13 protein-coding genes are annotated in these 11,798 nt (G+C 62.9%); 11 read left to right on the top strand and 2 right to left on the bottom strand.

The window, feature by feature from the left end; all coding sequences use genetic code 11:
* Positions 1–378: 378 nt before the first annotated feature.
* Both NATTI_RS0118560 and NATTI_RS0118555 read left to right on the top strand, forming a co-directional pair.
* The gene (locus NATTI_RS0118560) at positions 379–870 is read left to right on the top strand and encodes a DUF309 domain-containing protein (RefSeq protein WP_006088370.1); all 492 of its coding nucleotides are present in this window, start codon (positions 379–381) and stop codon (positions 868–870) included.
* A gap of 141 nt (positions 871–1,011) precedes the next feature.
* Positions 1,012–1,809, top strand: a complete 798-nt coding sequence (locus tag NATTI_RS0118555) for a M14 family metallopeptidase (protein ID WP_006088371.1) — start codon at positions 1,012–1,014, stop codon at positions 1,807–1,809.
* Between the two features lie 49 nt (positions 1,810–1,858).
* Here the strand turns inward: NATTI_RS0118555 and NATTI_RS0118550 are convergent, their stop codons facing one another.
* Positions 1,859–2,212 (bottom strand): DUF7344 domain-containing protein, encoded by a 354-nt coding sequence (locus NATTI_RS0118550; RefSeq protein ID WP_006088372.1) that lies wholly within the window; start codon positions 2,210–2,212, stop codon positions 1,859–1,861.
* 241 nt (positions 2,213–2,453) lie between these two features.
* Between NATTI_RS0118550 and NATTI_RS0118545 the strand changes: the two genes are divergently transcribed.
* From NATTI_RS0118545 to NATTI_RS0118510, 8 genes are all read left to right on the top strand, one after another.
* Positions 2,454–2,918: a response regulator gene (locus NATTI_RS0118545; RefSeq protein WP_006088373.1), complete on the top strand. Its 465-nt coding sequence runs from the start codon at positions 2,454–2,456 to the stop codon at positions 2,916–2,918.
* A 158-nt stretch (positions 2,919–3,076) separates the two neighbouring features.
* The gene (locus NATTI_RS0118540; RefSeq protein WP_006088374.1) at positions 3,077–3,631 is read left to right on the top strand and encodes a YeeE/YedE family protein; all 555 of its coding nucleotides are present in this window, start codon (positions 3,077–3,079) and stop codon (positions 3,629–3,631) included.
* Positions 3,632–4,099: a DUF6691 family protein gene (locus tag NATTI_RS0118535; protein WP_006088375.1), complete on the top strand. Its 468-nt coding sequence runs from the start codon at positions 3,632–3,634 to the stop codon at positions 4,097–4,099.
* Positions 4,100–4,278: 179 nt separating this feature from the next.
* Complete coding sequence (locus NATTI_RS0118530; protein WP_006088376.1) at positions 4,279–5,496, top strand: RNA-guided endonuclease InsQ/TnpB family protein; 1,218 nt, start codon at positions 4,279–4,281, stop codon at positions 5,494–5,496.
* Positions 5,497–5,689: 193 nt separating this feature from the next.
* Positions 5,690–7,021: a PQQ-dependent sugar dehydrogenase gene (locus NATTI_RS0118525; protein WP_019992033.1), complete on the top strand. Its 1,332-nt coding sequence runs from the start codon at positions 5,690–5,692 to the stop codon at positions 7,019–7,021.
* 247 nt (positions 7,022–7,268) lie between these two features.
* Positions 7,269–7,613: a glutaredoxin family protein gene (locus NATTI_RS0118520; RefSeq protein ID WP_019992032.1), complete on the top strand. Its 345-nt coding sequence runs from the start codon at positions 7,269–7,271 to the stop codon at positions 7,611–7,613.
* Between the two features lie 121 nt (positions 7,614–7,734).
* Positions 7,735–8,319, top strand: a complete 585-nt coding sequence (locus NATTI_RS0118515; RefSeq protein WP_006088379.1) for a DUF7110 family protein — start codon at positions 7,735–7,737, stop codon at positions 8,317–8,319.
* A gap of 303 nt (positions 8,320–8,622) precedes the next feature.
* A complete protein-coding gene (locus NATTI_RS0118510) occupies positions 8,623–10,263 on the top strand; it encodes a BCCT family transporter (RefSeq protein WP_006088380.1) in 1,641 nt (546 codons plus the stop codon).
* A gap of 169 nt (positions 10,264–10,432) precedes the next feature.
* On the opposite strand, the gene NATTI_RS0118505 is transcribed toward NATTI_RS0118510, so the two are convergent.
* Entirely contained in the window at positions 10,433–11,188 is a 756-nt protein-coding gene (locus tag NATTI_RS0118505; protein WP_006088381.1) for a hypothetical protein, read from the bottom strand.
* Positions 11,189–11,334: 146 nt separating this feature from the next.
* Between NATTI_RS0118505 and NATTI_RS0118500 the strand changes: the two genes are divergently transcribed.
* The gene (locus NATTI_RS0118500; RefSeq protein WP_006088382.1) at positions 11,335–11,712 is read left to right on the top strand and encodes a hypothetical protein; all 378 of its coding nucleotides are present in this window, start codon (positions 11,335–11,337) and stop codon (positions 11,710–11,712) included.
* Positions 11,713–11,798: the final 86 nt, after the last annotated feature.

Below are 11,798 nucleotides of genomic sequence, written 5' to 3'. Positions count from 1 at the left end.
TCGTCTCGAAATCGTCGACGATACGGTCTCCCGGTACGCCAAAAAGATGCCCTCGACGGCTGTCCACCGCGTTCCCATCGCTGATCGCTCGTTCGATCCTCCGGTTCGGCAGCGTCGGGGGGTTAGGCTGCTCGCATTTCGAACTCGGTCGATTCGTACCGTCGGTTACAGTTCAGACACTGGTAATCGCCCTCGATGTGCTCGTACAGACGCTCCCCGCAGTCCCGACAACTCCCGATAGGGTATCTCATCTAGCGCTGCGAAGGAATTAAACCGAAATAAACGCTTGGCTATTCCACTGGCGACATTATATGCGTTCGACACGTCGCTGAGGGTTCGTGGCGATGGAATTACCCGCGGCCTCGGCCAACGGTGTGTATGGACGACCACACCAGTGACCCGTCGGTTCCCCCACCGACCGGAGGGACCGCACCGACGGGCTGGCGCGCTGCCGACGGCCGCTGGGAACACGCGACGCTCCGTCGGGCGACCGTCCACGGCGTCCGGCTGTTCAACGCCGGAGCCTACCACGAGAGCCACGACTGCTTCGAACTCGAGTGGTACAACTACGGCCGCGGCACCGAGGAGAGTGCGTTCCTCCACGGGATGGTCCAGGTCGCCGCCGGCACGTACAAACGCGCCGATTTCACGGACGACGACGGGATGCGGTCGCTCTTTCGAACCGCACTCCAGTACCTCCAGGGCGTTCCACGAGACTACTACGGCGTGGACCTCCTCGAGGTCCGAACGACGCTGACGAACGCGCTCGAGGAACCGAGCCGGATCGACGAGTGGCGAATTCCCATCGACGGCGAGCGACCGACCGCTCGGGAGGTCGACTTCGAGTACCTCGACGGGCTCGAGGAGTGACAGGTCGACGGTACTCGTGAGCGGATCAGCCGCGTCGATGCCACACCGTACCGTGACAAACGGCGACGTGTCCGCCTCGCTGAATTCTCGCGTGCGTGAGAGACCGAATCGCCTTTTGCCACCGAGACCAATTACTGGACAATGAGAGTTGCACAGCTCGGGTCGGGAACGCCGGAGATCGCCGTCGTCGCGGGCGTCCACGGGGACGAACCTTGTGGCGTCCGCGCCGTCAAACGGCTGCTCGACGAACGTCCGACCGTCGAACGGCCCGTCAAGCTCGTCGTCGTCAACGAGGCGGCGCTCGAGCGACAGGTACGGTTCGTCGACGAGGATCTCAACCGCGCATTCCCGGGCGATTCACACGCAAAGACTCACGAAGGCCGACTCGCACACGAACTCATCGAGGAGCTCGAGGGCTGTCTGTCGTTCTCGATGCACTCCACGCAGAGCCACGCCGAGCCGTTCGCGATCGTCAACGAGCTCAGCGAGACGGCGACGGAACTGGTTCCACAGCTCCCAGTGGCTACGATGGTCGAGACGAGTAACTTCGCGGAGGGACGGCTCTTCTCCGAGGTCGACACGATCGAAGTCGAGTGCGGACTGCAGGGCACCGAGACGGCCGCCCAAAACGCCGATCGTTTGACGCGAGCGTTCCTGACGGCCGTCGGCGCGTTACCCGGCGATACGGTCGCCCGGGATCTGCCGGTCTATCGGCTCACCGATGTCATTCGGAAGGAGCGAGCCGACACCTACGAGGTCTTCGTCGAGAACTTCGCCGAAGTCGAGCCCGGCGACCCCTTCGCGGCCGCCGACGGCGATACGCAGGTCGCACAGGAGCCGTTCTATCCGGTGCTCATGTCACCGAACGGCTATCGAAACGTCTTCGGCTACGCCGCGGAGAAGGTCGACGTACTGACGCCGTCACCGGCCGCAGACTGAGCTCTCTCCGTTCTCGCAGATCTGTCCGAATCGACGACCGATATCGGGGCTACCAGGAGAACTTCCCCGGCATATCGTTCGGCGGCCACGGCTCGAGTTCCTCGGCGGCCTCGAGCAACACGTCGACGTGCCCGGTATCGGCCAGTGAGACTTCGTCGTCGGTCCAGTCGACGGTGATGATGTTCCGTTCCATCAACTGGGGGAAATGGAGGTGGACCAGTCGGACCTGTGCTCGGTCGGCCTGTGCGTCGCTCACCGCCTCGGTCGGAACGCGGTGTCGTCGCGCGGCAACCGCCTGCGAGAGCGCGTCGACGGATATCGATTTGTCCCGGTCGACCAATTCGTGGAGCACGAACTGCCGGTCTGCACTTGCGAGCACTCGAAACGCATCCCGCTGATCCATCTCTACTACCGTCACCCACAGGTCACACGGACATAGGTGGCACACCTAAAATCCTTGGACTACACCACTGCTTGCGTACGCCCCGTCTCGAAGGACCGACCGTCTCGGCACGGGCGTGCGATTTTTCCGATCCGACGCTCCGTACTCGGTGAACAGTTGCGGCGACGATCGGTGCGGCATCGGAGACAGTCACTGCGTTCAGGCAGTGCCTTCATCCGTCGTCGGATCGAATGGCCGGGGTATGAGCGACTCGTCCTCGCATCCGACGCGGCCAGCAGAGCTGTTGTTGATCGAGGACAACCCGGGAGATGCACGGCTCGTCGAGGAAGCGCTTCGTGACTGTCCGAACCCAAAACGGCTGCACGTCGTCTCCGACGGCGACGAGGCGATGGACTTCCTCTATCGGCGCGGCAATCACGCGGCCGCGCCGAGACCGGATCTGGTGTTACTCGACTGGAACATTCCGCGGACGAGCGGCGAGACAGTGCTGACGAAGGTGAAAGGCGATCCCGATCTCAAGCACATTCCCGTCACCGTCCTGACCGGCTCGAAAGACGACGGCGACGTCGCCCGATCCTACGAGAGACACGCCAACGCCTGTCTCCATAAGGCGGTCGAGCCGGGGGAGTTCATGGACACCATCGAAGTGTACACGGATTTCTGGCTCTCGGTCGCCAAACTACCGGTCGGGGGGAAGGGGAGCTAATCCCGGACGCCGGCCGTTTCGAACGACGCTAACTCGTCGGTCGCTTCGAACGAAACCAGCCGCCGACCGCTTCGAGCTTCCCACGGAACGCTCCGAGATGTGCACAATTTTCCCCGCGTCGGTAGCTTTGATACCCCAGCACTCCCTTCCGAAGAACGATGACTGCAACGCTTATCGTCGCCATGTTCGCGGAGCTGTTCCCCAACGGGATCAGCCACTACGTGATCGGCGGCCTGCTCGTCGGTCTCGGGGTCGCCGTGATCTACCTCGGCACCGGCATTCCCGCCGGCGCGAGTACGTTCCTCGAGTCGACGCTCTCCTACGGCTCGAGTCTCGCCCGGTTCGACCGGTATCACGCGTCGCGAGATTGGCGCGTCGTCTTCACGCTGGGGATCGTCGCCGGCGCGGCGGTCTACGCGCTGACCTTCCAGTCCGGGCTCCTCTCGAGCGGACTCCAGCCGGGTGCGGCCACCGGCGAACTCCGGGAAGTGGGTGGCGTGACGATCTGGCTAACGGAGGTCCAGCCCTGGCGGCTGTTCCTCGGCGGCATCCTCATCGGTATCGGAACACGACTCGGCAAGGGCTGTACTTCCGGTCACGGTGTCTGTGGCGTCGGCTCGGCCTCGGGCGCGTCGTTCGTCGGCGTCGCAACGTTCCTGCTGGTAGCGATCGGAGTCGCTCAGTTGGTGGCAGCAACAGGGGTGAGTCCGTAGATGGCAGCCGAACACGAGCAACACCCGCTGTTCCTGCCGCTGGTGTTCGTCGGCGGACTGATCTTCGGCTTCGGACTCGGGTTCAGTCACATGGCCCAGCCAGAGGTCGTCCTGAACTTCCTGCAGTTCGAAGACTTCGGGCTGCTGTTCGTCATGTTCGGCGCGGCCGTCGTGACCGGAATCACCTTCTTCGGCGTGACGCAGTTCCGTAGCGAAGCACCGTTGACGGGGGCGATCTACGGCCGTCGACTCAAGACGCTCGACAAAAACGTCGTCATCGGCGGCGGTATCTTCGGCGTCGGCTGGGGACTCTCGGGAATTTGTCCCGGTGCGGCCTACGCCAGCCTCGGCGTCGGGAACGTTTTCATCCTCTACGGGATCGCCGGGATGTTCGTCGGCGCGTACGTCCAGGGCTACTGGCGTTCGGCGCGCGCCGAGGGCGACTCGCCCGCGACGGCCGCGGACTGACCCCTTTTCGCACTCCTCGGTATCGGTTTGGATCGACTCGAGTTCACAGGCGGTACGAGGCGGATGCCCCGAGCCTTGAGGTCGGGGAGGAAGCCGACACTTGATGAGACAAACCACGTTACAATGGCTGACCGACCCCCCAACGTATAAGTAACATAGGCTGTATATGTGAAAATACAGTGGAATACCGTCGTACCGCCGTCATCAAGCTCGATACTCCTGAAGGAGCAGACGACTCCCTTCGAGAGACTGTCGAGCAATTCAAACACTGCGCCAACACCGCAAGCGAGTGGTGCTGGCACGACGACGACGGATACCACGTCACCTCAAAAGCCAAAGCCGAACGTGCCCTCTACGACCAACTCCGCGACGAAACCGACCTGACCGCGAATCTCGTCCAGAAAGGGATTCGCAGGGCGGTTGAAGCCATCAAAAGCGGAGTCGAACGGCTCAAACGTGGTGAGAACACATCGCAGCCGCACTTTTCTGCCGATAGCGCGGTCTACGACAAGCGGAGTGCGACCTTCCACCGGGACCACGTTTCTCTTTCGACCGTAGATGGGCGCGTCGAGTGTGACTACATCCTCCCCGACGACTCGGAGATACCGCCGACAAAGTACGTCTCCGACGAGGATTTCGAGTTTCGGATGGCCCACTTACAGTACCGTGATGGTGACTGGTATCTCCACGCTTCGATGCGGAAAGTCGAAGCGGACGAGGAATCGTCTGAATCCGAGTCCAAGCACAGAACAGTCCTTGGGGTGGATTTAGGCGTGAACAATCTTGCCGTTGCTTCGACAGGGCTATTCTGGTCGGCAGATGAGTTCAACCACTGGCGGCGAGAGTACGAGAAGCGTCGTGGTTCGCTTCAACAGTGTGGTTCTCGCCACGCCCACGAGAATATCGAGTTAGTCGGACAGAAAGAGTACGGGCGCTTCGAAATATACCTGCACACGGTGGCGAACGAGATCATCGAGGAGGCCGTCGAGAACGACTGTTCGCATATCGTGTTCGAGGACTTGACCCACATTCGGGAGAATATTCCCGAGGCTACGTGGCAACACGTCTGGGCGTTCCGACGCCTCTACGAGTACGTCGAATACAAGGCCGAAGAACATGGCATCGAGGCCGTACAGGTTGACCCGCGCAACACGTCAAAGCGTTGCTCGACGTGTGGGTTTACCCACGACGCCAATCGGTCGGTCGAATCGTTCGAGTGTCAGCAGTGCGGGTATGAGAACCACGCCGACTACAACGCTTCCAAGAATATCGGTTTGCAGTATCTCCGTCGCAGGCAAAACGCAGGCGATGGAGGCGCACCCGTAGATGTGCGCTTGAATCGCGGGACGCTGAACGTGAGCGGGGAGTACGTACCCCCTGCCTCTACTGAGGCATAGAACGGGAGTCCACGCGAAAGCCTCGGGGTCGTTCGGAAGATCTTCGATCTTCCGTGACTGAGCGGAGCGAAGCTCCGCGATGTCCGCGAGACCGAAGGTCTCGCTTGATGACGAGAGAAGCCGTCTCTCGAACCACTTGACCCCGAGGCGATTTACCACAGGGTTCACACGTCTCGGCTCCCTCGTGTCGAGTATGACGCCCCCGACACGGCGACGCGTGCTCGCGGTAACTGGTACCTCGCTCGTCCCGCTGGCCGGCTGTCTCACGGGTGTCGACTCCGACGGTCTGGAACTCGCCACGCCCGAAGCGACACCGGACGACGACTGGTCCGAACCAGACTGGCGTCCGGCGGACGCCAGGCCCACCGAGGACGACGTCGACGCGACGACGGTCGTCGCCGACCTCGAGATCCCGTGGGACCTCACGTTCGCGGACGACGACGCCTTCCTCACCGAGCGCGACGGCGGCGTGCGACGGTTCGACGCGGACGAACTCGCCGAAACCGACGAAATCCCGCTCGGTCCCGACGACGGCGAGACGATCCTCGAGGGCGAGGACCTCCCGGATCGGGCGTCCCCCGGCGAGGGTGGCACGCTCGGAATCGCCGTCCATCCCAACTATCCGGACGCCGCCGAGCTGTTCGTCTACTACACTATCGACGACGACGGGACCGAAAACCGGGTCGTTCGCTACGATCTGGAGACCGACGAACTCGAGACCGTCCTCGACGGTATTCCGGGCGCGACGACCCACAACGGTGGCCGGATCGCGTTCGGTCCCGACGGCGATCTCTGGGTTTTGACGGGCGACGCCGAGGACCCCGCCCTCACGCAGGACCCCGGCTCCCGCGCCGGCGCAGTGCTCCGAGTGACGCCCGATGGCGACCCCGTTTCCGAGCCCGTCGACTGGGGCACCGATGGCGACCCGCGGACGTATACGCTCGGCCACCGAAACCCGCAGGGAATCGACTTCACCCCGCAGGGGAGGCCGGTACTCGCCGAACACGGCCCGGCCGCTCGAGACGAGGTGTCGCTCCTCCGACCCGGCGGTAATTACGGCTGGGATCTCGTCCGCGGCGGTCCCGACGATCCGGAGTACGACGGGTACGACGAATACGACGAGGCGACGCCGCCGGTGATCAACACCGGCCCCCAGACGACGTGGGCACCGTCCGGACTCGCGTTCTACGACGACGAGACGATCGAGGCGTGGACGAACCACGTCTTCGTCGCCGGACTCGCGTCGAACGCGCTGTATGCCGTAGCGCTGACGCCGGGAGTGGCGGAGGGCGACGGCGCGTCCGTCACCGACGATACCGGAACCCACTACGACGACGACTGGCTCGACGATAGATTCGAAGCCACGGCTCACACGCTCTTCGAGGGCGAGTTCGGTCGACTTCGACACATCGAACCCGGTCCTGACGGTTCGCTCTACCTGCTCACGTCCAATCGAGACGGTCGAGCGGGCGACGAGTTTCCGCTCGAGGACGACGACCGGATCGTCCGCCTTGATCCAGCCTGATACTATAGTAGCCACTGAACGTCACTGCACACCTGATCGCACGACAGCTGTACAATCAGTGTGTAAATCGTTTCAGTTGTTACTATATCTGCTGTGAGTCAGTTCCGATGGGGCTGCGGTCCGTCCTGCAGTCCTACCGGTACATCGGTACAGCAAACCGTATGAGTCGGGGTCGTTTCGTCCGTGCCACCGGTCGTCCAGCGGTGATGACGCAAGGTCTATCCCCCTTCGCCGACATATGTCGAGTATGGACTTCCCACCGAATCAAGGTCTCGATCAGGACGAAGTCGACGAACAGGTCGACGAACTCATCGCCGACAACGAGGTTGTCCTCTTCATGAAGGGGACCGAGCTGATGCCCCAGTGTGGCTACTCCCGCAAGGCGCTCGGACTCATCTCCCAGCACCGCGACGAGGTCGAAGTCGTCGACGTCCTCGACTCGCTCGACGAGTACCGCACCGCCCTCAACCGTCACAGCGGCTGGGAGACGATCCCCCAGACGTTCGTCGACGGCGAGTTCGTCGGCGGCTCGGACGTGCTCGAGGAACTCGACGAACGCGGCGAACTGGCCGAGACGCTCGAGACGGCGTAATCCAAGCGGGGAACTGCCGATTAAATTCATCCGGCCGAATCGACCACGTATTCAATAGCAGGTCATATAAGTCACGCACCCGTACTAGCCACCAGCGACTATCGCCGCAGACCATCCCACTATGTCAACAGAGGAATCCAGACACGTATATCGGCTGCACTCGACCCTCGAACTGCCCCTCGAAGAGCTTCGCGAACACATCGACGAGGCCACGTATCCGGACGGCGTCACCGACGTGGAGATAACGCGGCGAAACAACACGCTCATTCTCAAGGCCGTCGCCGAGGACGAGTCCGTCAGCAAGTACACCCCGACAGCCCAGTTAAAAGCCAGCGTCACCGAAAACCGGGTTTACGAGGAAGATCCGGACGAACGACGACAGAAGTCCTTTAGCTGGGACGAGGAGGAAGAAGAGGAGATCGAGTCCGAACTCGTCGAGTTCGCGGCGTTCAAGGGCGACCGCGAGACGGTTCTCCAGAACTCGCTGTTGCAGTACCAGATGTTCCTCGTCCTCTGCGGGATCGCCGAGGCCGCAGAGAAGGGGACGCTGACCGCGATCTCGGAGCGCGACGGCGACCTCGAGGCGACCCGAATCGTCGAGGGCGAACCCCGCCCGGCCGACATCGAAGTCGTCGAAGGCCCCGGGGAGAACGCCTCGGGCCAGAGCGGCGTCAACTGGCGGGACAACAAGTTTATCAGCGACTGAGCGCCGGCGCAAATTCGAGTAGCGTTCCGAAACGCGACTGCTCTCCCTAATGCGTTCGATATCGGCAGATAGCGTGCGGACCGACCAGAGTCTCGTTCGGCCCCCATCGTGCTGGCCGTCCTGACCGATGGAACTCGTCTACACTGCCTCCGTGGTCTGAACCCCCGAAATCAATTCACGACACTGATATCGGCTCGTCGGTGCAAGCCCAGCGCACTTATCGGTACTCGGTCTTCGATTACTCGAGACGCTCGCTAATCGACCCGTCCAACACGCACAGCGACGTCACACTCCCGCTACCCAATGACTGACTCAGATCGACAACGTCCAGCGGATGGCTTCTTCGAGGAACTCGACACCGTCGTGTTCGGCGTCGGGTTTACGATCGCAGTGGCTGCGGTGATCGCGTTCGTCGTCGCGCCGGACGCGGCGACGGGGTACATGGACAGCGCGAACCAGGTCATCTGGACCGGGTTCGGCTGGTGGTATCTGATCGTGATGTTCTTTCTCGTCGCGTTCGTCATCTTCCTCATCTTCGGCCCCTGGGGAAACATCAAACTCGGTGAGGAGGACGAAGAGCCGGAGTTCGCCTTCCTCTCGTACTTCGCCATGTTGTACTCGGCCGGGATCGCCGCCGGCATCGTCTTCTGGGGGCCGGCGGAAGCGGTTTCGCACTACGACGACGTCTCGCCGTTTATCGGTGCGGATCCGCAGTCCTCCGAGGCTGCCGTCGGGGCGATCCAGTATACGTTCTTCCACTGGGGCGTCTCGGCGTGGACGGCGTACGTCGTCGTCGCCCTGCCGATCGCCTACTGCGCGTACAAGTACGACGCACCGATGCGGATCTCGACGGTGCTCGCGCCGTGGATCGGGATCGACAACCTCGACGGGCCGCTCGCGAAAGCCGTCGACATTCTGGCGGTGTTTGCGACGATCGGCGGGGTCGCCACGACCCTCGGACTGGTCGGCAGTCAGTTCCTGGTCGGCATCGAGTGGACCACAGGCGTTTCCGTCGGTGATCTGGGGACGGTTCTCATCATCACCGGGATGACCGTCGCGTTCACGGCATCCGTCGCACTCGGGGTGCAGAAGGGTATTCGCCGGATTTCGTACGTCAATCTCTCACTGTTCGGACTGCTGACGGTCGTGACGTTCCTGCTCGGGCCGACGAACTACATCACGGCGATCGGCACCGAAGCGCTCGGCACCTACATCAGCCAGTTCATCCAGATGAGTTTCTACACCGGCACCGCCCAGACGGGGAACGGCGGCGTCTCTGGCTGGGTCGGCGATTGGACGATCTTCTACTGGGCCTGGTGGTTCTCGTGGACGCCGTTCGTCGGGCTGTTTATCGCCCGAATCTCGCGGGGCCGAACCGTCCGGCAGGTCGCCGTCACCGGCGTCCTCGCGTCGACGGGCATCACGATCCCGTGGTTCGCGACGATGGGTGGGACGGCGATCTACCTGCAGAACGACGGCCAGGCCGACGTCATCTCGGCGATCGCGACGTTCGACGAAGCCGGTGCCGGCTATCCGCTCTTCGAGGCCCTGCCGCTCGGGTGGCTGTTGACCGCGCTGTTCCTCCTGCTCGTGTTGCTGTTTCTCATCACGTCCGCGGACTCGTCGACGCTCGCGCTCGGAATGCTCACGACGGGCGGCGCACAGCGACCGTCGACGGTCAACCGCGTCATCTGGGGCTTTCTCATCGGTGCCCTCGCCTCCCTGCTGATCGTTACCGGCGGCGTCGAAGCGCTGCAGGCAGCCGCGATCATCACCGGTGGTCCGTTCTCCGTCATCACCCTGATCGCCGTCGCCTCGATGGCGCTCGCGTTCGGCACCCAGCGGTCGTTGTTCCTGCGCGACGAGGACGAAGTCGACGTTCCGAGCTCCGGCGAGATGGCCTCGAGCGACTCCGAACCCACTGTGGAGAGCGACAGCGACTGACCGCCGAGGACGTTACCGGCAGCCGAGCATCGCTCGCCCCCTCTCGGTCGGTCCGTAATCGCCGACTATCTCGAGGGCGAACACACGTCAGCGCTGTAAGCCATAGCTACCGCCACCCGTTCTGGCGGCGCATTCCGGGCTCTCGACGGTGCCGAATCCCAAATTGGACTCACTCTATTACCGTTCCAGCGACGGCTCGATCGACGATCGAATCCTCGTACCGGTGGACGCACGCGCTGAGCTCGCGGTCGAAATCGGTCTCCGCGTCGATTGCGATCCGTATCGTCTCGCCGTCGATCGTGTTGATGCTGAGGTGGGTCTCGGGATGGCGCTCGAGCCCAGGACCGCTGAGGTGCTCCCGGTGACGGGCGGCGTAGGCCACCAGCCCGCCCCCGCCGAGCGTCACGAGCAGATACAGCGGAACGTACACGCTCGGTGCGAAGAGTGCGACACCGACGAGCGCGAGGAGTGTGAGTACGCCGGCACCGACGAACACCGGCGCGTACGCTCGGCTGATGGAGGATTGTACGCGGACGTATTCGACGGCGCTCGCGACGACGACCGTCGCGGCCGCGAGACCGACCGTAAAAGAAGCGCCGAACGCATCGAGAGGGACGTTGGCGGCGACGATGACGGCGAGTACGCCCACACCGAGGAGTCCGCCCAGAAGGGGGAGCAGCCGGTCGTTCTCATCACTGGACCGATACTCCGTTCTGGTTCGCCGTTGGCTTTCGATCGAACAGATGTAGTCGTAGCTGACGTCGACGAACTCACCCGTCTTCGAAACGCACAGTATCCGTCGGTCGGTCGCACCGACCGCTGCGGTGCCCCGAACGGCATCCTCGAGCAGCGTCCCGGAAGCGAGCTGTTGCACCGATTCGCCCTCGACCAGGTGCCTCGTGAACCGCTCTTCCGCGGGTCTCATTCGACTGCTGGTAGCCCGAGCCAGCACATAGTAAGCCACTGCCTTCGGCGCGTGTCGCTCGCTCGATGATTCGGCGACGGAGACGCCGCCAACGGTAGCTGGCTCGCACGCGACACGTCGTGTGGCGGCCAGTACACGGTTACGCTATGGAGACCATTCACGGGTTTGATACGTTGGGAGCGGATGTCTCACTCGAGGTCAACGCCACTGTCGTCGATGAGGTGGCCGTCGACGAGGACGGCGAAGTGACGCTCGCCTGGGGGACTACTCCCGGTGATGCAGGTGATCGGACGATTACAGTGACTGCCAGCGAGTGGCTCAGCGCCCCGTCGGACAGCGAGGCAATCACTATCGATGCCGAACCGGAGACGCTCAGCGTCGACGTTTCCGGGACGACCGCGAGCGGGGAGACCGAACTCAGGGACACTGGAAATCCCAATGCACAGACGTACACGGTCGCCGTCACCGTCTGGGACGGCGAAAGCGAGGCCACCCGAACGGAGACGCTCGAGTACGCCGGCTAATCGGATCTGTACGAACCGTTCGCGGACCGCGGTGGCGGGTTCGACAGACGTCGAAACATCGAACGACAATATCTTGTATCTCGGCC

This window comes from Natronorubrum tibetense GA33 (assembly GCF_000383975.1).
Lineage (GTDB): Archaea > Halobacteriota > Halobacteria > Halobacteriales > Natrialbaceae > Natronorubrum > Natronorubrum tibetense.
Note: the sequence above shows the minus strand (reverse complement) of the source record. Positions and strands in the feature narration are given on the sequence as shown.

Coding starts and splice junctions, on each gene's coding strand:
- NATTI_RS0118560 (WP_006088370.1), top strand. CDS start 379: ATGGACGACCACACCAGTGACCCGTCGGTTCCCCCACCGACCGGAGGG.
- NATTI_RS0118555 (WP_006088371.1), top strand. CDS start 1,012: ATGAGAGTTGCACAGCTCGGGTCGGGAACGCCGGAGATCGCCGTCGTC.
- NATTI_RS0118550 (WP_006088372.1), bottom strand. CDS start 2,212: ATGGATCAGCGGGATGCGTTTCGAGTGCTCGCAAGTGCAGACCGGCAG.
- NATTI_RS0118545 (WP_006088373.1), top strand. CDS start 2,454: ATGAGCGACTCGTCCTCGCATCCGACGCGGCCAGCAGAGCTGTTGTTG.
- NATTI_RS0118540 (WP_006088374.1), top strand. CDS start 3,077: ATGACTGCAACGCTTATCGTCGCCATGTTCGCGGAGCTGTTCCCCAAC.
- NATTI_RS0118535 (WP_006088375.1), top strand. CDS start 3,632: ATGGCAGCCGAACACGAGCAACACCCGCTGTTCCTGCCGCTGGTGTTC.
- NATTI_RS0118525 (WP_019992033.1), top strand. CDS start 5,690: ATGACGCCCCCGACACGGCGACGCGTGCTCGCGGTAACTGGTACCTCG.
- NATTI_RS0118520 (WP_019992032.1), top strand. CDS start 7,269: ATGGACTTCCCACCGAATCAAGGTCTCGATCAGGACGAAGTCGACGAA.
- NATTI_RS0118515 (WP_006088379.1), top strand. CDS start 7,735: ATGTCAACAGAGGAATCCAGACACGTATATCGGCTGCACTCGACCCTC.
- NATTI_RS0118510 (WP_006088380.1), top strand. CDS start 8,623: ATGACTGACTCAGATCGACAACGTCCAGCGGATGGCTTCTTCGAGGAA.
- NATTI_RS0118505 (WP_006088381.1), bottom strand. CDS start 11,188: ATGAGACCCGCGGAAGAGCGGTTCACGAGGCACCTGGTCGAGGGCGAA.
- NATTI_RS0118500 (WP_006088382.1), top strand. CDS start 11,335: ATGGAGACCATTCACGGGTTTGATACGTTGGGAGCGGATGTCTCACTC.